This is a genomic window from Zobellia roscoffensis (assembly GCF_015330165.1).
Classification (GTDB): Bacteria; Bacteroidota; Bacteroidia; order Flavobacteriales; family Flavobacteriaceae; genus Zobellia; species Zobellia roscoffensis.
The window spans coordinates 4,668,367-4,692,667 of the sequence record NZ_JADDXT010000002.1 but is presented as its reverse complement, the minus strand read 5'-3'; the positions used below and the strand labels follow the sequence as shown (position 1 = coordinate 4,692,667).

Genomic DNA, 24,301 nt, shown 5'->3' with positions numbered 1-24,301 from the left:
TCAGGGGGTGACCTTATTGACAAGCTAATATAAGAATTTACTTCACAATAGATTATGAAGTTCGCAATTGATCGATGGAGGGCACTCTATGTTAAGGCTTAAGCTGATTTTTAAAGGCGATTAAGGCGTTTCTACCTCAATTCCTTCAGTTGTAAAGGAAAAAGCTTGGGCACCTAATCCGCCAACCATTACGGCTTGGAATAAAGGGTTAAGTGGGTGTTTGGAATACCAATCTATTATAAAATTAGCGCCACTACCACCAGAGGTGTCCTGTTGTTCTATAACGTAATCAATGGACTCCATTGGTTTAAGGTAAATAGCCTGGTCTATATAACTTCTCACCAAATCACCACCAGTATTATAGTAATCTATGGTGGTAATAAACAAACTGTCCTTTAAACTGGTATTTCTGATACTTAATGTAGCAGTTAATAATGTTCTAGAATCTCTTGTTTGGTTGTAGATGTCAGAATAAATGGGTACATAGACTTGTTTGGTAAGAGGGCCGACAGTGTTACCATCGACCCTTCTATTTAGAGTATGTTCGTCTAGTATCTTTACCGGTTTTTCATCGGTTGGTCGTTTACAAGAAACGACCAGGGTAACAAAAATAAGAATGCAGGCAATAGTCCAAATAAATTTTACAATGAAAAAATTTCTATTGTTGTATTTGTTCATAGCTATTAACACTCTAACCTTATTATGTTTAGGTACTGACAAATTAATTTTCTATTCCCATTCTGTATGAAAAATACCTTCTTGGTCTAATCGCTCATAAGTGTGCGAACCAAAGAAATCTCGTTGTGCTTGAATAAGGTTCAAAGGTAACCTACTAGATGTGTATGCATCAAAATAAGTAAGTGAATTTGAAAGTCCAGGCAACGGAATTCCGTTGGCAGCTGCATGCGCTACCAATTTTCTTGTGGAGCCCACCGTACTTTTTACTTTGTCTACAAATTGGCTTGATAGTAAAAGGTTTGGTAAATCCTTATCAGCTTCAAAAGCTTCTGAAATATCAGCTAACAAACCGGCTCTAATAATACAGCCTGCACGCCAAATTTTAGCAATTGTGGTAACATCTAAATTGTAGTTGTATTCTCTGGAAGCATCTGCCAACTGATGAAGACCTTGAGCGTACGTAATAATAAAAGAGAAGTAAAGTGCTTCTTCGGCCATTTTGGCCAATTCTTCTTTATCTAGTAACTCAACTTCTGGGCGATCGTATAATTTATCGGCCTTTATTCTTTCGTCTTTTAAAGCGGATACTTCTCGCATACTTACGGCAATATCAATAGAAGGAATAGGTATGCCTAGGTCCATCGCATTTTGGCTAGTCCATTTTCCTGTGCCTTTTTGCTTAGCTTTGTCTAAAATTTGATCAACAAGATCGCCTTTTCCAAGGTCATCTTTTTGTTCAAGAATTTTAGAAGTAATTTCTACTAGAAAAGATTGTAAGCGACCTTCGTTCCATTTAGAAAAAGTAGAGTGAAGCTCCTCGTTAGAGAAGTCTCCTGCTTTTTTAAGCAAGTCATAAACTTCAGAGGTAAGTTGCATCAACCCGTACTCAATACCATTGTGAACCATTTTTACATAGTTACCAGATGATTTAGGCCCTAAATATGCAACACAAGGTTCTCCTTTGTATTTTGCAGAAACAGCTTCAAAAATCGGTTTAATATGTTGGTAGGCAGATTTTGAGCCACCAGGCATGATACTTGGTCCTAAACGAGCCCCTTTAGCCCCTCCAGAAACACCTGCTCCAAAGAAGTTAATAGCCTTGTCATGAAGATAAGCCTCACGACGGTCCGTATCCGTGAAAAACGAATTTCCACCATCAATTATAATATCACCCCTATCTATATACGGTAAAAGACTTTCAATTACTCCATCTACAATTTTACCAGCAGGAACCAAAAGCATAATCTTTCTAGGCTCTTTAAGAGATTTTACAAATGTCTTAATGTTGGTAGAGGCATTTACTTTGGCTAGGTGACTGCCTTCTTCTTTTAAAGCAGCTACTTTTTCAGCATCTAAATCATAACCGTAAGCAGAAAAACCATTATCCGCTACATTCAATATAAAGTTACGCCCCATAACACCGAGGCCTACCAATCCAAAATCATATTTTTCTTCCATGTTCTAATTTTAAAATTACTAGGGTGACCATAAAATTGATTTTTTTGGTCAATAGAGTCAAAATTAAACCAAATTATTGAAATGTGAAGTTATCTTAGGGTAAACTCGTTGGTATTACTGCATCTTTTCGATACTTTTGCTCTCTCAAATAGTATTAGGATACCATCTCATTATGAATAAAACAGAAAATCAGATTCTTGTTATATTTGGCGCTTCTGGCGACCTTACAGCAAGAAAACTTGTACCCGCACTTTTTAATCTTTATCAGGCAGATCAGCTTCCTGATAATTTTGTGGTACTAGGGGCAAGTAGAAGTGATATGACAGATAGCGCTTTTAGGAATAAAGTGGTATTAGAAAGCACCTACTTAAAAAATAAGCTAGAAAATTTAGAGGACGATCGTGTAAAGGATTTTGCGAGCAAGTTCTTTTATGAAGACTTAGGCGGGAGTTATGATACGGATTATGGTCGTTTACGCAAAAGGGTAGAAGACCTTAAGAACAAATACCAAACATCTGGTAATATCATATATTACCTTTCTACACCTCCTACTTTATATGAAACAATAGCCCAGAGGTTGTCAGATGCAGGTATGGGTACGCAGAACAATGGCTGGAAACGCTTAATTGTTGAAAAACCATTTGGTTATAGTCTAGATACCGCTAAACAGCTGAACAGAGGTATCCAGAAGTTTTTTAAAGAAGATCAGATTTATAGAATAGATCACTATTTGGGTAAAGAAACGGTTCAGAATCTTTTAATAACCCGTTTTGCCAATAGTATTTTTGAGCCTCTTTGGAACCGTAATTACATTCACCATGTAGAAATAACCAATGCAGAAAGTGTTGGTGTAGAAAAGAGAGGTGGATATTATGATACATCTGGAGCGCTACGTGATATGTTTCAGAACCATTTACTGCAGATTGTTTCATTAATTGTAATGGAGCCACCTATTAGTGATGCTCCGGAAGATATACGTAATGAAAAGGTAAAAGCACTTAAGTCGCTTAGAGTAATGAAAACTGATCAAGAATTGTTTGATCATACTATTCGTGCTCAATACACAAAATCTGTAATTGACGGTAAAGAGGTAAAAGGCTATCGCGAAGAAGAAGGGGTTGATAAAGATTCTACCACTGAGACGTACGCTGCCATTAAGTTTTTTGTAGATAACTGGAGGTGGAAGGATACTCCGTTCTATGTTCGTACCGCTAAGCGAATGCCTACAAAAGCAACAGAAGTGGTAATTCACTTTAAAACGCCACATCACCAAGTTTTTCAGGACACAGGACTGGATAGCAAGGATAATAAATTGGTTATCCGCATACAGCCAGATGAAGGTATATTGATAAAATTTGGAGTAAAAGTACCGGGGCAGGGTTTTAAAGTGGAGCGCGCCAATTTAGATTTCTACTATTCTAGCTTAGCAGAAACTCACGTTATGGAGGCTTATGAGCGCTTGTTGTTAGACGCTATGCAAGGAGATGCTACGTTATATGCTAGAGCAGATGAGGTTGAAGCTGCTTGGGAATTTGTAGACCCAATTTTAAAGTATTGGGAAAAAGGAAAAGATGTTAGAATGTATGGGTATGCCGCAGGTGTTTGGGGCCCTGAAAATTCTAATGAATTAATAGATGGTATTGGCGAATGGAGAAATCCAGGACCTAGCTTAACAGATGACCCAGGTTTCTGTGTTATTTGTTAGATTGTATAATCTTTTTTAAAGGGTACCCATAGGGTACCCTAATTTATTTACATATAATTATGGAGTTAAAGATATATCAAGATAAGAGTGAGGTTGCCCAAGAGTTTTCAAACTATTTTGCAGAGAAAGCAAATGGAGACGAAGCCTTTCATGTAGCACTTTCTGGAGGAAGCACGCCAAAAATAGTTTTTGATGTGTTGGCAAAAGAATTTGGAACACATATAGATTGGAAATTAGTTCATTTTTATTGGGGAGATGAACGTTGCGTACTTCCTACTGATGATGAGAGTAATTATAAAATGACGGTAGAACATCTATTGTCAAAAATTGATATTCCTGAAGAGAATATTCATAGAATTAAAGGCGAAGATGACCCAGCGGAAGAAGCCGTACGTTATGCACAAGTGCTAAAGCAAGAGCTTCCTGCTAAGAATGGTTTCCCACAATTTGATTTGGTTATTTTAGGTATGGGCGATGACGGTCATACCGCTTCAATTTTCCCACATGAGATAGAACTTTGGGAGGCCGAAAGTTTATGTGCAGTAGCTGTTCATCCAGATTCAGGGCAAAAACGAATTACAATAACCGGCAATGTTATTAATCATTCTAAAACAGTAGTCTTTTTAGTGACCGGTGCCAGTAAAGAGGAAAAAGTTGGTGAAATAATCAATAGCGAAGGTTCATGTAGTACCTATCCTGCTAATTTAGTAGCTCCCACATCGGGAGATTTACTTTGGTTTTTAGACAAGGCCGCAGCTGCAAAAATTACCGAAGGTCAAGTTTAACGTTTTCGTTGGTTAGACTTTCTAAATGCATTTCCATTTTAAATTGAGAAGAGTCAAATTGAGTGTCTCTTGAAAATGCCTCTTCTTTACGTTGCTTACTTCTAGAAAAACGTCTTACACCTTGTTCGTTTTCTAAAAGTAAGCCGGGAATGGGTACTCCTTTTCCGTTTTCATCTTTGGCAACCATGGTAAAATAGGATGAGTTACAGTGTCTTTTAGTACCCGAGGTAATGTTTTGCGACTCTACGCGAACTCCTACTACCATTGATGTTCGTCCGGTGTAATTGATAGAGGCGCGAAGGGTTAGTAGTTCTCCCACTTCTACGGGATGTAAAAAATCTACACGGTTTACAGAAGCTGTTACACAATACATTTGCGAATGTTTTGAGGCACATGCAAAAGCAATTTGATCCATGAGGTTTAAAATATGACCCCCATGGACCTTACCTCCAAAATTAGAATGGGAGGGTAGCATTAGTTCTGTAATTGATACCCTAGACTCGTTAGCACTTTTAAATTTTTCCATTAATTTTTAAAATGAGGTGATTGTTCTTTCTCTACTTTGGTTACGAAATATTTACTGTCGCCTAGCCAAAGAAACGTGGCAAAACGTTCAACGTAGTGTAATTTAACGTATTGTCCTTGATACTCTTGTAATTGCTCAATGACGTCTTTGTCCTTATCCAATACAGAAAAAGAAAAAATTTGAGCCCCAGAGATTCCTTGGCTGATTTCTCCTTCCCATGTCTTAATGAGAACACCTTTGTGACTTATTTTAATAAGTTCTCCCGAGCGTATACCATCACTATAGGTAACGAAATATATAAATGCGTAAACGATACCGAATAGGGCAACAATAAGGCCCAAGGTTACAAAAAGCGACTTTTTCATGGTTTTAGTTTTAGTTCGCTTTCAAAATCATCATCTTGAGCGCGTTTTAATATGGGTTCTGGAATGGATTTTTTAGCTTTCGCACCCATTTTTTTCAATTTTTCTATGCTAACAACTATATTGCCACGACCCTCAACAAGTTTGTTCATGGCGCCTTTGTATTCAGACTTGGCCTCGTCCATTTTCTTGCCCACTTTCATGAGGTCGTTTACAAAACCTTCAAACTTATCATAAAGAGCGCCCGCTTGTCTGGCTATTTCAATGGCGTTACGTTGCTGCTTTTCGTTATTCCACATACTATCAATAGTCCGCAATGTAGCTAATAATGTAGAAGGGGTAACAATAACTATATTTTGTTCAAACGCTTTGTTGTAAAGAGTAGGGTCATTGTTTATGGCAATGGCAAAAGCAGGTTCTATGGGAACGAACATCAGTACAAAATCTGGACTTTCCATAGCATAGAGGTCTTCGTATTTTTTTGCGGAAAGTTGGTCTACATGTCTTTTTAGGGAGTTAATGTGGTCTTTTAGAAATTTATCACGCATATCATCTTCTGCGTTAACAAAACGTTCATAGTCTGTGAGTGAAACCTTGGAATCCACGACCATCTTTTTCCCATCTGGAAGATTAATGATAACATCTGGAAGTACTCTGGAACCGTCTTCTCTGGTAAAACTTTGTTGTACGGTGTATTCACGGTCTTTTTCCAAACCTGATTTTTCCAATACGCGCTCCAATACCAATTCGCCCCAATTTCCTTGCATTTTACTATCACCTTTTAAGGCTTTGGTAAGATTTTCGGCCTCTTGGGTGATTTTTAGGTTTTGGCTTTGTAGATTAAGGAGTTGTTCTTTTAAAGCGGAATGTATACTGATATTCTCTTTCTGACTTTCTTCTACTTTTTTCTCGAACAGCTGTATTTTTTCATTTAAGGGAGATAAAATATCCTTGATATTTTTTTCGTTACGCTCCGTGAATTTTAAGCTTTTTTCCTCTAAAATTTTATTGGCAAGATTTTCAAATTCTTTGGTGAATTTCTCCTGAAGCTTTTCAACCTCGTCTTTCTGTTCGGTGTTTTTAAGCTGAAGATTTTCTAAATCCGCCTGATAACGAACGATTTGATTGCCTAATTGTTCTTTTTCGGACTGTAGCCCAATTTTTTGATCTTCACTATCTCGCAAGCGCTGCTCTAACAAAACCAGGTTGGAGTGTAATTGCTGTTCACGTTCTTCTAGCGCACTTTGACTGGATTTGGTTTTTAAATTTTGAATGTAATTCCCGAGGAAATAACCCACGGCAAGGCAAATCAATCCTATTAATAAATATACGAGGTAAATGTTCATTTTTAAAGTAAAGCGTTCGGGGTAAAGATACAAGATTGGTGTGAAAACCAAACACTACTCCGATGTTACTTTTTTATTCTAAAAGAACCTGTCTTAGGCTCAAAGGAGACAGTGTCAGAAGGAAATAACGACTCAAATGCTTTTTGTTCAATAAGTTCACAGGGTTGTCCAAAGTAGTTTTCTTTGCCATCTAATAAAACCATTTTATCGCAAAGCTGAATAGCCATTTCAATCTCATGGGTAGTAAAAATCACGATTTTTTTTGTAGTATGTGCAATGGACCGGAGCAGTTTTAAAATCTGTATTTTATGGTAGAGGTCTAAATGGGTTGTGGGCTCATCAAGTAGAATAATAGAAGTGTCCTGAGTCAAAGCTCTAGCAATCATTACCCGTTGTAATTGCCCATCACTCAATTCGTAACATTTTTTATGCTGTAATTCTTCTAGCCCTAGTGATTTGATAGTTTCTTTTATTTTCTGTTTGTCAGTAGCAGTCAGTGTACCCAGCCAATTGGTGTAGGGCTGTCTTCCTAAGGCCACCAATTCTATCACGGACAGATTTTTTGAAGCGATGGGTTCCGTAAGTACCATACTTATTTCTGATGATAAATCTTGCGGCGAATAAGCAGCAACCGGTTTGCCTTTCACAGCTAAGCAACCTTCTAGATGCGGTTGCGCATTACCCAAAGTGCGCAATAATGTAGATTTTCCAATACCATTAATACCTACTATTGCTGTAAGTTCACCAGGTTCTAAACCAAAATTAATGTTTTTGGAAATAGTTTTTTCGCCATACCCAATAGATAGGTTGGTAACAGAAAGGGTACTATGTTTTTTATGAAGACCGACGACGATTTTTGATTAAAGTTGTTTCTTGATGTTCTTAGGTAATTTACTGATATTCTTTATTTTGATATTTTTGTAGTATACTTCACAAGCTTCAGATTGAAATTGAATTTTTCCTTTGGTCAGTGATTTGGCAATTCCCTCTTTTGTGTATTCCTTGGCATTTTCAAGCACCATAACTACTTTTCCGTTTACGATATGATAGGCTTTATCATTTATGCAAATAAGCTCTAAACGGCTCCATTCGCCATGTGGATTTTCAAAATTAGCAATTCTTCTACAGCGTCCGTCACCTCCGGTCTTAAAAGTTCTCATTTCTCCCTTTGGATCATAGAACCAAAAGTCTTTTCCGTTATCATTTTTCTTTGTGGCTTTGATATCCATGCTTACACCTGCCAATGGAAAAAAGTCGCCACAGTCGGTTTCTTGTACTTGCATTTCAGGGGCACGCATCCAAACGTTCCAAAATTGTCCGTGAGGTTCTTGCGCATGATAAAGTACACCACTGTCCCTTTTATCTTTTAGGCGTGGTTCGTATTTTTTGGTTCCCCATTTGATATCAAAGACCAAATGGTAGTTTTCATATTCCTTTTTGGTGCTTAATCCTCCATAAATCTCACCGCTTACATTTAAGATGGTTTCTCCGTTTTCCTGAGTAGTTGTAAAGATATATAAAGGGTCGTTATTCAGGCCTATAGGTGTTCCGTGCATTCCATCTCCTTTTTCATAACCTTCTAGGTCTAAAGATGTGTGTGGCACGCCAATAAAAACATCCCAATAGGTAAGGTCTTTGTCAAGCAGGTTCTCCCATTCTTGATCGTTCTTTTGAGCGTTTAATAAATTAGAAGTAAGCGCAACGAGTAAAATCAGGTAAGTTAGTTTGGTTCTCATAGGGAAGGGTATGGTTTATTTTAATATAACTAGCAGAACTTTTTTGTCCGTTGGTAAAACTAGAGAATTAGAACTATGGAAACTATAACATATGATCAGATATGTATAAATTAAAGTTTCTAAGAAAACGGATTTCATCAAAATACCATTTTTCTTTTTCTTACTAGCAACCAGATAACTACTGGAGCACCTAAAATACTAGTTATTGCATTTATAGGAAATACTTCGGCACTATTGGGTAGTTGCGTTATGGTATCACATATAAGCATGAGAATAGCACCGTAAATCAAAACTGCAGGAACCAATATACGATGTTCTGTAGTATTGAATATTTGTCGTGTTAAATGTGGTACGGCCAATCCTACAAAGGCAATAGGACCGGCAAAAGCAGTGATAGCCCCTGCCAATAAGCCGGTTGCAATTATAATTTGATAGCGTGAACGTATTAAGTTTACACCCAAACTCTTGGCATAGTTTTCACCAAGTAGAAAGGCGTTCAAAGATTTTATTGAGAAAATAGAAAGGAGTATTCCCAGAAAGACAATAATGAACAGTAACCCCAGTTGATGCCATGATAGATTACCTACACTACCAAAAGACCAGTATACAAACTGTTGTAGTTTTTCGGCATTGCTAAAATAAGAAAGGACACTTACTATTGCTGCACTAATACTGCCAAACATTAGGCCAATAATCAAAAGTGCCATGGTATCTTTTACTTTTGAAGCTACAGTTATGACTGCCAAAAGCACTAAGAAACTTCCAATACTGGAGACAATGGCTAGTGATACATCTGTAATAAAACTGAATCCGAATAAAGATGTGAGCGTTGCCGAACCCATAATCAGAAAGGCAGCTCCTAAACTTGCTCCTGAACTAATGCCCAACACAAAAGGACCAGCTAGTGGGTTTCTAAACAAGGTCTGCATTAGGAGTCCACTTAAAGATAATCCAGCGCCTACCAATACCGCCGTGAAAGCTTTGGGAATTCTGTAATTCCAAATAATATATTCCCAAGCTGTATTTTCTAGAGTTTCTCCAAAAATAGAGCGTAGTGTTTCTGTAAAAGGAATAGAAACTGACCCCAAGCAGATATTTACACTTAATGCAACTACTAAAGCAGCAAGTAAAAAGATGAAAGAATAACGGTATGTTTTAGGGTCTTGCAATTATTCTAGAGGCTTAAAAAAGAAAAGTTGATGGTCAGGTAACAATTCAGGATGAAAAATATGAATAAGGTCTTTTAAAACTAAATCAGGCCGCATAGGTCCCAATTCATAATACAGCAACCCACCGGTAGCTCCTTTAGCAATAGTGTTGGAGAATATAGTTTTGTTTTTGTAGGCGTCAAACTGAGTGTAATGCTCGTTGGATTCCTCAACTTCTGCGTATGAGGTAAGTATAGAAGGGTTTAACCAAAAATCGGCATGTTGTGCCGTAGCAAGAACAGTCTCCAAACTTTGGCTAATACCACCGGTTTCTTGCGTTTCTTTCCAAAGATAATCAGTTTTGGCATCCTGTAGGAATTGTGCCATCCAGCTTTTTCCTCCGGCCACATGCCACACATCCTTATAAAGACCTCCGGTAAGTACGGTAGGTTTTTTAGTGACGTCTTTTACGATGGCTTTGGTTTGTTCGTATGACTTTTCAATAGACTTAAAAATACTATCCGCTTTAGTTTCCAATCCAAAAAATGGCGCAAAGAACTTAACCCATTCTGCCTTTCCCAAAGGAGACTCTTCCGTCCAGTCTCCATTATAGACTACAGGAATGTTAGAGCGTATTATGGTTTCGTATGCTTTGTTCTGATTGTTGATTCCAAACCCTACCAAAACTTCGGGCCTTAGGCTAATGGCTATTTCTGTATTTAAGGTCTCATTATTTCCTAATTCTTTTATATGCCCTGCGTCTATTAGTTTACGGGTGTTTTCCGAAGAAATTAAAGAGGTCTTGGGAAAACCTACCAATTTATTGGTAACTCCCAAGGCATCAAGAGACGGAATATGCGTTGTGGAGGTTACTATTAAACGTTCTATTGGTGTTGCAACAATAGCATCATATTCTTCTTTATTGAGCGTTATTGATGCCATTTTGTTTTTTGGAGCCAGTGCGTATTTAAAGGAAGTAGTAGCACCGGGCCAGGCAGATGACACTTCAATAATTGTTAGGCCGTTATTTGTTGTCTCTATTGAAAAGCCTTTAGCATGGTTAATTTCAATTTTTGTGGGAGGGGCGCTTTGTAAAGGGGAGTCATTTTTTTTATCGGTCTTGCAAGCGATGAATAGACAGAATACAAGTATTAAAATGCTGTTTTTCAAGTGTTTGTTTTTGTGCTAGGTGTGTGGCCTCGTTTTGTTTCGGCAATAAAGGTAATGTCTTTATATCCTAAGAGGAAAGAGCTTGGGGAATTATTTTTTAGATTTTGTGCATATAACCCTTTGGTTATCACTGTCCTGTTAAATTAATAATCAGCTAGGGTTAAAATAGTTTAAGTCCCATAATTAGTTCATTATATTTGAGGCTTAAAAAATAATAGTAATGAAGAAAGTTTTATTTGTTTTAGCCTTGGTCGTATTCGTTTCTTGTGGAGATGATGATAAAAATGAACCTAAGGAGGTTATTGATTATACGGTTCAAAACGAAGAGGATATTAAGGCGTATGTTGAGGCAAACGGTTTGGATGCCACCAGAAGTGACTCTGGTTTGTATTACGTTATTGAAGAAGAGGGCACTGGCGAAAACCCAACGACTACCTCAGATGTTACCGTAGCTTATAAGGGATATTATTTAGACGGTTCTGTTTTTGACGAGAGTAGTTCAGAAGGAATCACTTTTAATTTACAACAAGTCATTGCAGGTTGGACCGAAGGGATTACCTACTTCAAGGAAGGTGGTAACGGTATTCTTTTAGTTCCTGCGGCATTGGGTTATGGAAATTCGGACAACCGTGGAATTCCAGGAGGTTCGGTACTTGTTTTTGATGTTAATCTTCTAGAAACGAATTAATTTAGTTTTTCTGGAGATTATTTTTTTTCTTCTTATTCGGGTGAAGGTCATCATTTTTTTGAGTTGCATATATCAATGAATTGATTACCTTCGCCGCGAATTTTGGTTTGATACGGCAGTATGTTTCTGCTTTATCGATTAAAAGGGAATCCGGTTAAAATCCGGAACTGTTCCCGCAACTGTAAGTTCATGCCAAGAAATTCTTGGTACCTCTTAGGAGGGTGTTATTTTCTTCAACACCACTGTCTATAAAAAGATGGGAAGGTAAGATAACATTGAACAAGTCAGGAGACCTGCCAATTTCATAACCTTAAATAAGACTTTCGGGTAAAAGGTCTTTAACGGTATGAGAGATTATAGACCATTTTTGATTATTCTTATTTTATTATGCACTTTGTTTGGCAATGCCCAACAGGATAGCATAACAGTTTTGGACGAAGTAATTCTTACTGATGTTCGGCTTTTACATTTTTCTAGTGGAAAGGTAAATGTTCTGAAAGATTCTTTAGTTGACCGTAATGGTAGCTCTTTGACTGATCTTTTACAATTTAACTCTAGTATTTATTTAAAAGAAAATGGATTAGGAATGATTTCTTCTCCATCTTTCCGTGGTACTAACGCCTCACAAACAGCTGTTATTTGGAATGGAATCAATATTAATTCACAACTGACGGGTCAGGTTGATTTTAATACCATTGTACCTAGGAATTACGGTTCCATTAGTATTCGTAGTGGTGGCGGTAGTGTACAATTTGGTAGTGGAGCTATTGGCGGTAGTATTCATTTAAATGATGTTTTTCGATTTAATAAGCATTCAGATCATGAGTTGTTATTGGGTTATGGAAGTTTTGATACTAAAAATATCAATTACCGTACTTCAGTTGGATCAGAAAAAACAACAATAGGTTTCGGTGTAAACTATCAGGTATCTAATAATGATTATAAATATTTAGATACCGATAAAAGAAATGAAAACGGGGCCTATGAAAACGTCAATATTAATGGAAATATAGGGCATCAACTTTCTGAGAAGCAATTACTGAAATTTTATCATAACACTTTTATAGGAGACCGTGATTTTTCAGGTACGATTACGGCCCCATCAAACTCAAACTACAAAGATATTAATGTTCGAAATCTATTGGAGTGGAGCCATTTTAACCAAAATAGAATTCACCGTGTTAAAGCGGGGTATCTTTATGAAAAGTATAAATATTTTGATAACAAAGACCGTGAAGATTTTTCTTTTGGAAATACCAATACGTTTTTAGTTAATTATGACTATAAAGTCCATTTTAAAAATATCCTATTAAATGGAATTGCCGATTACAGCCATATCACAGGAGACGGAACTTCTATTGAAAATGTCAAAAGAAAAACACTGGCTACCACATTTTTGTTCAAGCAGAATTTAAGTGAAAAGATTAGTTATGGTGTCAATCTTCGAAAAGAGTTTGTTAACGATTATAACAGCCCTCTCGTATATGGGTTAGATGTTAAGTATGTGTTGAATTTGAGCCATTCAGTTCATCTCAACGCCTCAAAAAACTATAGAATTCCCACATTTAATGAGATTTATTGGGTATTAGGAGGTGGATCAGGGGGCAACCCGGATGTTAAGCCTGAATCTTCATTACAAGCCGAAATAGGGTATACCCTTAACAAGGAGAAATATACTTTTCATTGGGCCGCTTTCTATATTGCTTCCGAAGACTTGATTCAGTGGCGGCCAAATAATGATGGAATCTGGACTCCTACTAATATAAACGATGCATCTAATTATGGGCTAGAAGTTTCCTTGAAATTAGAAGAGAAATGGGGAGCACATCATCTGAGTTGGAAAAACGGTTACGGGTTTACTAAAGCAATGAACAATGATACAGAAAATACTTTAATGTATGTGCCTGAACATAAGGCAAACTCAAACCTAAGTTACGCATTTGGAGATTGGCTATTGTTCTACCAACTATCCGTAAACGGAAGTGTCTTTATCACTTCGGACAATTCAGAATCATTACCCGGATATTCTATTTCAAACTTAGGTGTTGGTAGAAACATAAAAACGAAAGGGAAATTGATTGTTGAAACTATGTTGCAGGTCAATAATCTTTTCAATAAAAATTACCAGAATGTAGCTTATCGGCCTATGCCAAACAGAAATGTACAATTAAAACTAAAATTTAAAATTTAAAAAAGAGGATAATGAAAATTAAACAAATATCAATTTTAGCTGCTTTGTCAGCCTTATTTACTGTTAGTTGTTCCAATGATGACGGTGGGGTTACGATGGAAGAAGAACAAGATGCTAAGGGAGCTTACGAAGACGGAATATTGATTACAAATGAAGGTCCGTTCAATAATGGTACGGGAACGGTAACTTATATATCCAACGATTCCTTACTTGTAGAAGATGAAATTTTTAATCTAGAGAATAATGAAGACCTTGGAAACATAGTACAGTCCATAGCGTTTGATGATGAACTAGCGTACATAGTTGTCAATAATTCACATAAGATTCATGTTGTAAACCGAAATACCTTTAAAAGTGAAGCGGTAATTGATGAAGGACTCTTAAATCCTAGGTATATGACTATTGCCAATGGAAAGGGTTATGTTACTAACTGGGGGGAAACGGCAGATGAAACTGATGATTTTGTCGCCATTATCGATTTAACTACGAATACTGTTTCAAAACCCATTCCTACCGAGTTAGGACCGGAAGCGATAACCTCTAATACGGATTTTGTATATGTTGCACATCAAGGGGCATTCGGTCAAAATAACAAAGTTTCAGTAATAGATACTTCTACGGACACCGTGTTATCTACACTTGTTGTTGGAGATTTTCCAAATTCAATGCAATGGGATACTGCTGGTAATTTATGGGTATTAAGTAGTGGAGCACCGGAATACACAGGAACAGAAACTAATGGGACACTTACAAAAATTAGTACATTTGATAATAGCATAGCACAAACTTTTGATTTTGAAACTACTCAACACCCCGGTGATTTGAGCGTTGAAGATGATATATTTTATTTTGGCATGTCTAATGCAGTTTATTCTTTTAGTTCCGATTCAGATGCTTTACCAACCGAAGCTTACATTAGTGATGTTTCTTTTTATAGTATGACTGTTAATGACGGAAAATTATATGGCACCGATGCAAAAGATTATGCCAGTAAAGGGGATCTGTACATTTATGATTTAACATCAAAAGAATTAACTAATACTATTCCTGTAGGAATTATTCCAGGAGGTATATATTTTAATTAAATCTGATGCTCAAAGTTTGCTCTTTTATGCCAGCGGTAACTCAAATGCTCTATGATATGGGTCTGGAAGACCATTTGTATGGTATTACGTTTGAGTGTCCGCCGCAGGCATTAGAAGAAAAAAGACCGGTGGTACGATGCATTCTGGAAGGTAAGAATTATACAAGCAAAGAGATAGATGTATTTTTCTCAGAAAGTAAGAAAGAAGGGAAAAAGCTGTATTACGTAGATGAAAAGGCATTAGCGGAAATAGCGCCAGATGTCATATTTACACAAGACATGTGCGATGTTTGCCAGATTGATACGGAATGTACAGCAGCTGCTGTGGCTAACCTTGAAAAACAGCCGGAACTCATTTCAATTAGCCCTTCTGGTCTTAAAGATGTTTTTGATAATGCAGTTTCTATTGCCAAGGCATTGAATAAGGAAGAGGTGGCTTATGAGTATTTGGGAAAACTGAATGAAAGAATAGATTATGTAGTGGACCAACTAAGAGCAGCTAGAGTTCTTACAAAGAGAGTGCTGTTGTTGGAATGGATAGAGCCTATTTATAATTGCGGTCATTGGATACCTCATCAAATAGGATATGCAGGTGGTGTGGATATGCTATCTAATCCTTCTGGAAATAGCGGTGTTCTTTCTTGGGATAAAATAAAACAGTATAATCCTGAAGTAATTGTGATAGCTCCATGTGGATTTAGCATGAGCAGAACCTTAAAGGAAATGTACCTATTGCTTTTAAAAGAGGGGTGGACCTCATTGGAGGCTGTGAAGAAACAACAGGTATATATAGCCGATTTTGATTTGTTTACGCAATCTTCTGCTGCAACTCTGGTAGATGGTATAGAATTGTTGGCAGGATTGTTTCATCCGGAAGCGATTTCTGTTCCTTCGCATTTGAAGCGTAAGTATCAAAAGTTTTACGAGTACTAAGAAGCGTTCGATTATCAAACAAAAAGCGGCCTGTTTAATGCAGGCCGCTTTTCGCTTTTAAGAATAATGTTCACCAAATTATAGGAGGATCGGTAACGTACATATTATCTTTTAAGGGCGTAAACATTTTTGAGCTTGTCAAGGTTTCTATAGGTAGTTCCGTTTTTTGAATGCCCTTTGCGGAAGAACCGGTTATAAGCTCTATTGCCTTTGCAAGATATGGCTCATTAAGATCGCCTAATACGCCTAAATTGGCAAGGTCTTCTTGTAACGGTTCATTTGGAACTAAACCGTCAGTGAAATCAGAAAACCCTTCTGCATTTTCATTTCTTCCCAATAAGGGCTGAATGGCCCACTTATTATTTTTGTTTATTTTACTTACTCTTTCTGCATTGTAGATATAGTTATTGCCTCTATCGTCTACCATAGTTACAGAAAATTCATTTTTTCCACGTGTGGTTTCACCTATTTGAATAACATCCATATACGGTTTTAATCCGTTTATCACCAATTCACTGGCAGAAGCCGTTCCTGAAGTAGTTAAAATATATACTTTCTTAAAATTCAATGAGTTGATCGCTGTTCCTTTTCCTGTCTTTTCGGCAAAAAACTGTCTTAGTTCAGTATCGTTATCATCTAATATTTTTTGATATTTATCATTATAAAGAGCCTTTAGGAAAACATCTTTGGTATTGGTTCCGTATATCATACTGGACAAGAGAACCGCCGTATTAACAGAGCCACCGGGATTGTACCTAAGGTCTAGCACCAATTCGTTTATTCCACTTGCCTTAAATCTAGTAAATACATTGTTGAGTTCCTCGTCATATTCATTGGTAAACCCAGTATATACAAGGTAACCAATTTTGTCGTTTTGTATTTCTATAACCTCATTAAGAAAAATGGGGTCTTCTCTAAGCCCTACTTCTTTGGTTAATTGTATATCTATGCCGTTAGGTTCCACATTTCCGTCAGCAATGCTTGCCATATTTAGCGTATAGGTATCACTTTCTCCAAAGAGCAAGGATATGTAATTTTGATCGGTAAGCGTGGTTCCGTTTACACCTGTAAAAAGATCTCCTCTTTTTATATTTTTAGTGGTCGCGTTTGAGTTTGGAACTATGTACTGCACATATCCGTAAAGTTCACTATTGTTTTGTGCTTGCCGTGCTAGCCCAAACATAAGTCCGTTACTTTTGGAAATACCAGCTAAAGATTGCGTGAGTTCAACATAGTCATCCGAAAAAAAACTGAATCGGTCTTCTGAGAACAGTAGTTTTTCGTCAAAAAACTTCCCGGGATCTGATTCAGAGGCAAGAAATTGAGTGTAGGCTACGGAGCCTTCTTTTGTATTAGGGAATTTTGCATCAGAAAGGTTTTCAACATCTGCCTGCCAGAAATACCAGAAATTCATGGCTTTCCACATAAAATCTTGTACATCAACACCTGCATCTGGATCAGGGTCTACCGTGTCAGGAATGGAGAAATCATCACTTTTGGAACACGAAAGAATTAAAAAAAGTGAAAGAAACAATCCTGCTGTTAGGGTTTTTTTCATAGCTGTTGATATAAGTTATAGTGGGATTTAGGGTAAGCCCTATTTGAATATCACAACGTAAAAATAGTGATCTTATTTTGAGGATTTTAGTTTTAACGGTTTTGTAAGTCCGTCCATAAGCATCTTGTTCGCACCAGGCTTAAAATCTTTTGAATTTGAGATGTAGTCAACACTTAAAATAGGCTCAAAATTTCTTTTTGATGTTTCTCCGGAAATCACAGACAGGGTCTTGGCTAAAAGTGGTTCGTTAGGGTCTCCTAATGTACCTAAAGTAGCGACATCTTCATCTAAAGGGTAATCAGGCATCAAGCCATTGGTGTAGTCTGAAAAACCGTCAGCATTTTCATTTCGACCTAACAAAGGTTGTAAACCCCATTGATTTTCTGTATTAATTTGATTTTCACGATTAGGATCATAGAAATAATTATTCTCACGGTCATCAACAAAAGTATTCGAGAACTCATTTTTTCCCACGGTAGCAGAACCTATATGTACAACATCAACATATGGTTCTAGTCCATTCATCACTAGTTCACTTGCTGAGGCAGTTGCACCAGTTGCAATTACGAAAACTCTTTTTAAATTAAGGCTGTTTAATGGTGTTTTGGAATCAAAAGTGGTATCGACAAAATTATCCTCTCCATCGCCGGGATCAAAGGTTTCCATTATTTTATCATTATAACGTGCTTTTAAAAAAAGCTTGTCGGTCGCGGTACCATACACTGAACTGGCTATTTGTATGGCGGATGTAACGCGACCACCACCATTATATCTAAAGTCAAGAATGAGTTCATCTATATTTTGAGCTTTTAAATCTCCAAAAATAGTATTCAGTTCGTCATCATAAGTGGCCACAAAAGCGTTGTACATAATGTACCCCACTTTAAATCCATTATGTTCGATTACCTTAGAGAGAAGTATTGGGTTTTCTGCTAGGCCCTCTTCTTTGGTCAAAGTTACATTTCTGTCATTTGGAGTAATGGTCCGGTCAACAATATCCGCCATACCTAAAGTGTAGCTGTCGCTGGAAAATAAATCAAAATTGTTGTCTGTGGCCGAATTGTAAAAGAGTTGTACTCCATCTACGGTAGTAAAAATATCACCTCGTTCAATTCCTTGTTTTTCGGCGTCGGAATCATTTACGACGTATTCAACATAACCAAAAACATCATTGTTATCACCAAAATATGAAAGACCATACTCCATTCCGTTGCTCTTGGAGATACCTTGTAGAGAGCTCACAAGGTCTTGATAGTCCTCTGTTAAAAAAGTAAACCTATCTTCTGAAAACAACAAATCATTAAAAAAGGTTGTAGGGTCAGACTCGGAAGCTAAAAAAGAAATATAATCAGGGTCGTCAAGACTTTCAAATTTACTATCATCCAAAGCAGGTACGTCCCCTTGCCAAAAATAAAAGTTATTCATCACCTGATACATAAAATTTTGTACGGGGTAATCGTTTGCTGTTTTTGATTCCTCTTCAACAATTTCCTCCCGGTCATCAGGAAAAATATTATCATCGTTGGAACAACTGGTGAATATAAACGCAGAGAGTAAAAACAATAAGAGATACTTTTTCATAGTTTTTAGTTGTAGTACAAAACTACCAAATCAATTATCGTTCCAAAGAGAGGTGATAATATAACGGGGGAGTTTAATTAAACTTATAAATTAATATACGTAGGGAGTTAGTTAAAAGTTGTAGTACTAACTTACAAGTATAAAATTAAAAAAAATATTGTAACATAATTAAGAGTATCTCGTCTTCCTTATGTAGCGCCTTATAAAGGCATTCAAAAGTAACCTAACCAGATAATGCAACAGGCAGATTTTTTAAAAATTGTTGGTCCTTTTCAAGATAAGTTATTCCGTTTAGCCAAACGGTTGCTAACATCTAGAGAAGAAGCCGAGGATGCCACGCAGGAGGTGTTATTAAAGCTTTGGAACAAGAAAAAAAATATGGGCGAGTATAATAACGTAGAGGCGTTTGCAATGACCATGACCAAAAATTTCTGTTTAGACCGGTTGAAATCCAAACAGGCAGGAAATTTAAAACTTGTTCATACCAATTATGAGGAGAAAGGGAGTTCGTTGCAGAAACAAGTAGAAGCCAACGATAGTGTTTCATGGGTAGAAAAAATAATGGAAGATTTGCCCGAACAGCAAAAAATGGTTTTACAGTTACGGGACGTAGAAGAATATGACTATGATGAGATTGCCGATATGTTAGAAATGAAGCCTACGGCAGTTAGGGTAGCCTTATCTCGGGCTAGAAAAACGGTGAGAGATAAATTAATAAAAAAACACAGCTATGGAATTGGATAAAATAGAAAAATTGCTTGAAAAATACTTTGAAGCAGATACAACGGTTGCTGAAGAAAATCAGCTAAAGGACTATTTTTCTAAAGATGATATTCCTGAAAGCTTACAACAATATGCGCCCATGTTCAGATTTATGGGTAGTGCTAAAAAAGAAGAGTTTGATCAAGAGGTTGTTTTAGAGCTTGAGGTTAAAGAGAGTTTTAAAGTTTCCTATAAGTGGATGTCGGTTGCAGCGGCAGTATTAATGATGTTTGGCCTGTATTTTGGCAAGACGTATTACGATGAAAAAGAATTAGAGCAAGAGCAGGCTTTGTATGCTTACAATGAAACAATAAAAGCATTGGATATGTTAGCTCAGAATATGGAAAGAGGTACGGAGAAGATGGCGTATTTAAATGAGTTTGAAGAAGCAAAAGAAAAAATTTATAACAAGAATTAAAATTAAAACCTGAAAAATGAAAAAGATATTAATTGTACTAATAGTAGCGGTGTTGCCGGTTATGGGCTTTTCACAGTCCCTATTTGATAAATACGAAGACCTAGATAAAGTAAGTGCAGTGGTAGTGAACCGTAGCATGTTCAATTTGTTAAGCAAAATAGATGTTGAGGTAGATGATCCGGAGGCCAAGGATTTTATGGATATAGCCAAGAGTTTAAATAATCTAAAGGTTTTCATTACAGAGGACAAGGCTATTGCTGGCGATATGAAGTTGTCCGTAGATAAATATCTGAAGTCTGCCAAGTTAGAAGAACTTATGCGGGTCAAAGACAAAGAAGCCAATGTTAAGTTTTATATCCGTGCAGGTAAGGATGATGATCATGTTAGCGAGCTTCTAATGTTTGTTACTAGTATGAATAGTGTAAACGTTAATGGAAGAAAATTTGAAACTGTTCTGTTGTCGTTAACAGGAGATATAGATTTGAACAAAATTGGTTCCTTAACTAAAAAAATGAACTTACCGGAAGAATTGAACGAGGCAGGTAAGAACAGGTAATTAATCATCATCAATCAATAATCAAAAAAGAATCATTAATCTTAAAACGAACAATCATGAAAAAATTAAGTGTATTATTAGTGTTAGCAGTGTTGCCATTTTTTGGAATTTCCCAGTCCTTATTTGATAAGTATGACAACATGAAGAATGTAGGGTCTGTAACCGTAAACAAAAGTATGATTAGGTTGGCAGGCAATATTGCCGCTTTTGATGAGAGTGACCAAGATGCTCAGGATTTTGCAGACATAGCTCAAGGCTTAGACGGTATTAAAGTTTTTATTACAGAAGATATAGGAATATCGGAAGACATGGGCAAAACCGTCAAAAAGTATCTAAAATCATCTAATCTTGAAGAGTTGATGAAAGTGCGTGATAAAGATGCCACTGTAAAATTTTACATTAAGCAAGGTAGGGATGAAGACCATGTTAGTGAGCTTTTGTTATTCGTGTCCGATATTAATAGCGACGAGTTGGATATGGGGAATAGAAAGTTTGAAAGTGTATTGGTTTCCATGACCGGAGATATAGACTTGAACAAAATTGGAGCGTTAACGAGAAAGATGGATCTTCCTAAAGAATTGAATGAAGTAGGAGGAAGATAAAGGGGTGTTTCTCTTTATATCTAAAAACAAAAGTTAATCGAAAAGACATTTATATGAAAAGAATAACAATGATTATAGCTGTATTGTTGCTAGGTATTGTGAGTGCTTGTAACTCTACACCCAGTTTACAACAGTATTATGTTACAAATTCTGAAAACCCTAATTTTCTAACCTTAGATTTACCTGTAGGGCTATTGAATATTAATAAAGCACAATTATCTCAAGAACAGAATGAGAGCCTTGGGTCATTAAAAAAGCTTAATGTTTTAGCTTTTAAGAAGACAGAGGCAAATCAGGCAGATTTTGTAAAGGAAAAGACTATTATAAAATCTATCATGGCGAATGAAGATTTTACCGAACTCATGAAAATGAATACCGATTTTGGTAAGGCTACCATCAAATATTTAGGAGATGATGATGCAATTGATGAGGTGGTTATTTATGGAGATAACGATGAAAAAGGCTTTTTGGTTGTACGGGTTTTAGGAAATAACATGAATCCGGCTAAAATGATTCAATTTATTCAAGCACTTGAAAAATCTAATCTAGATAGAGGTGAACTATCTGAAGCATTGAGTTTTATGAAATAAAGTAAAGTGGAATTTTAACTGAAAATAAGCAAGCCAGTATACTGGTTTGCTTTTTTTTTTGAATAAAAATGAAATTTTTTGTGACCTTTTAATAAATCTAGTGTCTTACCTAGTATAACAATAACCAGAAAACTATTTAAGATTATGGAACAAGCAGAAGTATGGATAAACAAGGGTATTGATTTTGCCGTTGAATTTGGCCCCAAAGTAATAGGAGCAATATTAATTTACATTATTGGTTCTTGGGTCATTAAAAAACTTATTAAAGTTGTTCAAAAGGGAATGACAAGTCAGGAATACGATAAGTCACTTCAGAAATTTTTATTGAGCTTGGTAAAATGGGCTTTGACTATTTTCTTAATTATTACGGTGATTTCTACACTAGGAGTAGAGACTACAAGTTTCGCAGCTGTAATTGCAGCAGCAGGTTTGGCAATTGGTCTTGCACTCCAAGGTTCTTTATCAAATTTTGCAGGTGGGGTTTTGATTATCATCTTTAAGCCTTATAAAATTGGAGATTTAGTGGAGGCACAAGGGGCTCTAGGTTCTGTTAAAGAGATAGAAATTTTCACAACTAAACTTATTACGCCAGATAACAAATTAGCTATAATACCTAATGGGGCAATGGCAAATGGAAATATCATTAACTATACTGCAGAAGGTAAAATGAGAGTAGATACGACTATCGGAGTAGGTTATGGAGAAGATATTAAGACAGCAAAAGAAGTTCTTTTGAATGTGCTTACTTCTGACCCAAAGGTTTTGCAAGACCCAGCACCATCCGTAAATGTTTCAGAATTGGCGGATAGCTCAGTAAATTTTGCAGTACGACCGTTCTGTAAGCCAGAGCATTATTGGGATGTATATTTTGGAACATTGGAAAACTGTAAGCTGGCACTTGATAAAGCTGGAATTGAAATCCCTTACCCACATCAAGTTGAGATACAAAAGAAAGGATAATTTTTACGTAAACACTAACCATTATCCCCCGAAGAAGGCCGCAATTGCGGCCTTTTTTTTGTTTAGGGTGTATAGTGAATTTTAGATGCCAGTATAATTACTTGGCGTAATAATCTTTAGTTCTTGCTTAATTTCATCAGAAACCTCGAGTGTATCAATAAATTCAGCAATAGAATTCTGATTTATTTTAGCATTGGTACGGGTTAATCCTTTTAAAGCTTCATAAGGGTTAGGGTAACCTTCTCTACGTAAGATAGTTTGTATAGCCTCTGCAACAACTGCCCAGTTATTTTCAAGGTCTTGTTCAAACTTTTCTTTGTTCAATAAAAGTTTGTTCAATCCTTTTAAAGTCGACTGAAATGCAATTACGGTATGCGCAAATGGCATACCCGCGTTTCTAAGAACCGTACTATCGGTAAGGTCACGTTGTAATCTTGATACAGGAAGTTTGGCTGAAAGGTGTTCAAAAAGTGCATTCGCAATGCCTAAATTCCCTTCTGAGTTTTCAAAATCTATAGGGTTTACTTTATGTGGCATTGCCGAAGAACCAACTTCTCCTTTTTTAATTTTTTGCTTGAAATAATCCATGGAAACATAGGTCCAAAAATCTCTATCCAAATCAAGAATAATGGTGTTTATTCTCTTTAAAGTATCGAACAATGCGGCCATATGGTCATAATGCTCAATCTGTGTGGTAGGGAAGGAGTGGTGAAGCCCTAATTTTTCTTGAACAAATTTGGTCCCAAAGGCTTTCCAGTCAATAGATGGGTAAGCTACTTTATGTGCATTGTAGTTTCCTGTGGCGCCACCAAATTTTGCGGCACTCGGAATATCGTTCAATAGGTTGAATTGTTCTTTTAATCGCACAACAAAAACTTCTATCTCTTTTCCAAGACGGGTAGGAGAGGCAGGCTGACCATGTGTTCTGGCCAACATTGGTATGTCTGCCCATTCTTTAGCTAGCTCTTCAATCTTATTTAAAAGTATTGTATGCTCGGGAACATAAACCTCATTCGTGGCCTCTTTTATAGAAAGAGGAATTGCCGTATTGTTAATATCTTGAGAGGTGAGTCCAAAATGGATAAACTCTTTGTGTGCGGAAAGTCCCAATTTATCAAAAGCAGCTTTTATGAAATATTCAACGGCTTTTACATCGTGATTGGTAGTTTTCTCTATTTCTTTTATTTCTTGCGCATCTACGGTATCAAAATTAATGTAGATTTCTCTTAATGCTTCAAATTTTGAATGGTCAAAACCGGAAAGTTGAGGTAACGGAATCTCACAAAGAGCAATAAAATATTCGATTTCTACTCGAACCCGATATTTTATAAGGGCTTCCTCCGAGAAAAACGGTGCCAATGGTTCAGTTTTACTTCTGTAGCGCCCGTCTATAGGCGAAATAGCGTTCAAAGCGTTTAGAGACATAACATTGTATAAAGTTGATTTTTGAAAAAAAGCAAAGAT

General features: G+C 36.6%; 24 protein-coding genes and 1 riboswitch. Of the genes, 12 read left to right on the top strand and 12 right to left on the bottom strand.

From position 1 onward, the window contains the following. Nucleotides 1-120: 120 nt before the first annotated feature. A complete protein-coding gene (locus tag IWC72_RS19125) occupies nt 121-678 on the bottom strand; it encodes a DUF3124 domain-containing protein (protein WP_194527774.1) in 558 nt (185 codons plus the stop codon). Between the two features lie 51 nt (nt 679-729). Beyond that, on the bottom strand, nt 730-2,136 hold the full coding sequence (gene gndA, locus IWC72_RS19120) for an NADP-dependent phosphogluconate dehydrogenase (RefSeq protein WP_194527773.1): 1,407 nt from the start codon (nt 2,134-2,136) through the stop codon (nt 730-732). Nucleotides 2,137-2,308: 172 nt separating this feature from the next. Between gndA and zwf the strand changes: the two genes are divergently transcribed. Continuing rightward, on the top strand, nt 2,309-3,841 hold the full coding sequence (gene zwf / locus IWC72_RS19115; protein WP_194527772.1) for a glucose-6-phosphate dehydrogenase: 1,533 nt from the start codon (nt 2,309-2,311) through the stop codon (nt 3,839-3,841). A 59-nt stretch (nt 3,842-3,900) separates the two neighbouring features. Then, nucleotides 3,901-4,626, top strand: a complete 726-nt coding sequence (gene pgl, locus IWC72_RS19110) for a 6-phosphogluconolactonase (RefSeq protein WP_194530895.1) — start codon at nt 3,901-3,903, stop codon at nt 4,624-4,626. On the opposite strand, the gene IWC72_RS19105 is transcribed toward pgl, so the two are convergent. The 7 genes from IWC72_RS19105 to IWC72_RS19075 all read right to left on the bottom strand — a co-directional run bounded on the left by IWC72_RS19105 (nt 4,607) and on the right by IWC72_RS19075 (nt 10,914). Continuing rightward, on the bottom strand, nt 4,607-5,152 hold the full coding sequence (locus tag IWC72_RS19105; protein WP_194527770.1) for an acyl-CoA thioesterase: 546 nt from the start codon (nt 5,150-5,152) through the stop codon (nt 4,607-4,609). The two genes, pgl and IWC72_RS19105, sit on opposite strands and share 20 nt — an antisense overlap. Further along, a complete protein-coding gene (locus IWC72_RS19100) occupies nt 5,152-5,517 on the bottom strand; it encodes a 6-phosphogluconate dehydrogenase (protein WP_194527769.1) in 366 nt (121 codons plus the stop codon). Before IWC72_RS19100 ends, IWC72_RS19105 begins: the two co-directional genes overlap by 1 nt. Continuing rightward, on the bottom strand, nt 5,514-6,860 hold the full coding sequence (gene rmuC / locus IWC72_RS19095) for a DNA recombination protein RmuC (RefSeq protein ID WP_194530894.1): 1,347 nt from the start codon (nt 6,858-6,860) through the stop codon (nt 5,514-5,516). Before rmuC ends, IWC72_RS19100 begins: the two co-directional genes overlap by 4 nt. Before the next feature lie 65 nt (nt 6,861-6,925). Then, entirely contained in the window at nt 6,926-7,627 is a 702-nt protein-coding gene (locus tag IWC72_RS19090; RefSeq protein WP_317171430.1) for an ABC transporter ATP-binding protein, read from the bottom strand. A gap of 93 nt (nt 7,628-7,720) precedes the next feature. Beyond that, nucleotides 7,721-8,596, bottom strand: coding sequence for a 3-keto-disaccharide hydrolase (locus tag IWC72_RS19085; RefSeq protein WP_194530893.1), 876 nt, complete (start codon nt 8,594-8,596; stop codon nt 7,721-7,723). A 137-nt stretch (nt 8,597-8,733) separates the two neighbouring features. Continuing rightward, nucleotides 8,734-9,765 (bottom strand): FecCD family ABC transporter permease, encoded by a 1,032-nt coding sequence (locus IWC72_RS19080; protein WP_194530892.1) that lies wholly within the window; start codon nt 9,763-9,765, stop codon nt 8,734-8,736. Further along, the gene (locus IWC72_RS19075) at nt 9,766-10,914 is read right to left on the bottom strand and encodes an ABC transporter substrate-binding protein (RefSeq protein ID WP_194530891.1); all 1,149 of its coding nucleotides are present in this window, start codon (nt 10,912-10,914) and stop codon (nt 9,766-9,768) included. A gap of 220 nt (nt 10,915-11,134) precedes the next feature. Here IWC72_RS19075 and IWC72_RS19070 point away from each other — a divergent pair, with 220 nt between their 5' ends. From IWC72_RS19070 to IWC72_RS19055, 4 genes are all read left to right on the top strand, one after another. Beyond that, nucleotides 11,135-11,602 carry an FKBP-type peptidyl-prolyl cis-trans isomerase gene (locus IWC72_RS19070; protein ID WP_194530890.1) on the top strand — a complete coding sequence of 156 codons (468 nt, stop codon included), beginning with the start codon at nt 11,135-11,137 and terminating at the stop codon, nt 11,600-11,602. Between the two features lie 86 nt (nt 11,603-11,688). Beyond that, nucleotides 11,689-11,917, top strand: a riboswitch (cobalamin riboswitch). 31 nt (nt 11,918-11,948) lie between these two features. Next, entirely contained in the window at nt 11,949-13,793 is a 1,845-nt protein-coding gene (locus IWC72_RS19065; protein WP_194530889.1) for a TonB-dependent receptor plug domain-containing protein, read from the top strand. Nucleotides 13,794-13,804: 11 nt separating this feature from the next. Continuing rightward, nucleotides 13,805-14,878 carry a YncE family protein gene (locus IWC72_RS19060; protein WP_194530888.1) on the top strand — a complete coding sequence of 358 codons (1,074 nt, stop codon included), beginning with the start codon at nt 13,805-13,807 and terminating at the stop codon, nt 14,876-14,878. A gap of 26 nt (nt 14,879-14,904) precedes the next feature. Beyond that, complete coding sequence (locus IWC72_RS19055; protein ID WP_226979638.1) at nt 14,905-15,810, top strand: ABC transporter substrate-binding protein; 906 nt, start codon at nt 14,905-14,907, stop codon at nt 15,808-15,810. 70 nt (nt 15,811-15,880) lie between these two features. Here IWC72_RS19055 and IWC72_RS19050 read toward each other — a convergent pair whose 3' ends face one another. Together IWC72_RS19050 and IWC72_RS19045 are read right to left on the bottom strand one after the other, a co-directional pair. Then, the gene (locus tag IWC72_RS19050; RefSeq protein ID WP_194530886.1) at nt 15,881-17,368 is read right to left on the bottom strand and encodes a S41 family peptidase; all 1,488 of its coding nucleotides are present in this window, start codon (nt 17,366-17,368) and stop codon (nt 15,881-15,883) included. A gap of 72 nt (nt 17,369-17,440) precedes the next feature. After that, entirely contained in the window at nt 17,441-18,949 is a 1,509-nt protein-coding gene (locus IWC72_RS19045; protein WP_194530885.1) for a S41 family peptidase, read from the bottom strand. A gap of 234 nt (nt 18,950-19,183) precedes the next feature. On the opposite strand from IWC72_RS19045, the gene IWC72_RS19040 reads away from it, so the two are divergent. From IWC72_RS19040 to IWC72_RS19015, 6 genes are all read left to right on the top strand, one after another. Next, complete coding sequence (locus IWC72_RS19040) at nt 19,184-19,693, top strand: RNA polymerase sigma factor (RefSeq protein ID WP_194530884.1); 510 nt, start codon at nt 19,184-19,186, stop codon at nt 19,691-19,693. After that, a complete protein-coding gene (locus IWC72_RS19035; protein WP_194530883.1) occupies nt 19,680-20,129 on the top strand; it encodes a hypothetical protein in 450 nt (149 codons plus the stop codon). Before IWC72_RS19040 ends, IWC72_RS19035 begins: the two co-directional genes overlap by 14 nt. Before the next feature lie 16 nt (nt 20,130-20,145). Further along, complete coding sequence (locus IWC72_RS19030) at nt 20,146-20,685, top strand: DUF4252 domain-containing protein (protein WP_194527756.1); 540 nt, start codon at nt 20,146-20,148, stop codon at nt 20,683-20,685. Nucleotides 20,686-20,741: 56 nt separating this feature from the next. Then, the gene (locus IWC72_RS19025) at nt 20,742-21,287 is read left to right on the top strand and encodes a DUF4252 domain-containing protein (protein WP_194527755.1); all 546 of its coding nucleotides are present in this window, start codon (nt 20,742-20,744) and stop codon (nt 21,285-21,287) included. Nucleotides 21,288-21,340: 53 nt separating this feature from the next. Beyond that, on the top strand, nt 21,341-21,877 hold the full coding sequence (locus tag IWC72_RS19020) for a DUF4252 domain-containing protein (protein ID WP_194530882.1): 537 nt from the start codon (nt 21,341-21,343) through the stop codon (nt 21,875-21,877). A 144-nt stretch (nt 21,878-22,021) separates the two neighbouring features. Further along, complete coding sequence (locus tag IWC72_RS19015; protein WP_194527753.1) at nt 22,022-22,837, top strand: mechanosensitive ion channel family protein; 816 nt, start codon at nt 22,022-22,024, stop codon at nt 22,835-22,837. Between the two features lie 81 nt (nt 22,838-22,918). Here IWC72_RS19015 and purB read toward each other — a convergent pair whose 3' ends face one another. Further along, nucleotides 22,919-24,262: an adenylosuccinate lyase gene (gene purB, locus IWC72_RS19010; RefSeq protein ID WP_194530881.1), complete on the bottom strand. Its 1,344-nt coding sequence runs from the start codon at nt 24,260-24,262 to the stop codon at nt 22,919-22,921. Nucleotides 24,263-24,301: the final 39 nt, after the last annotated feature.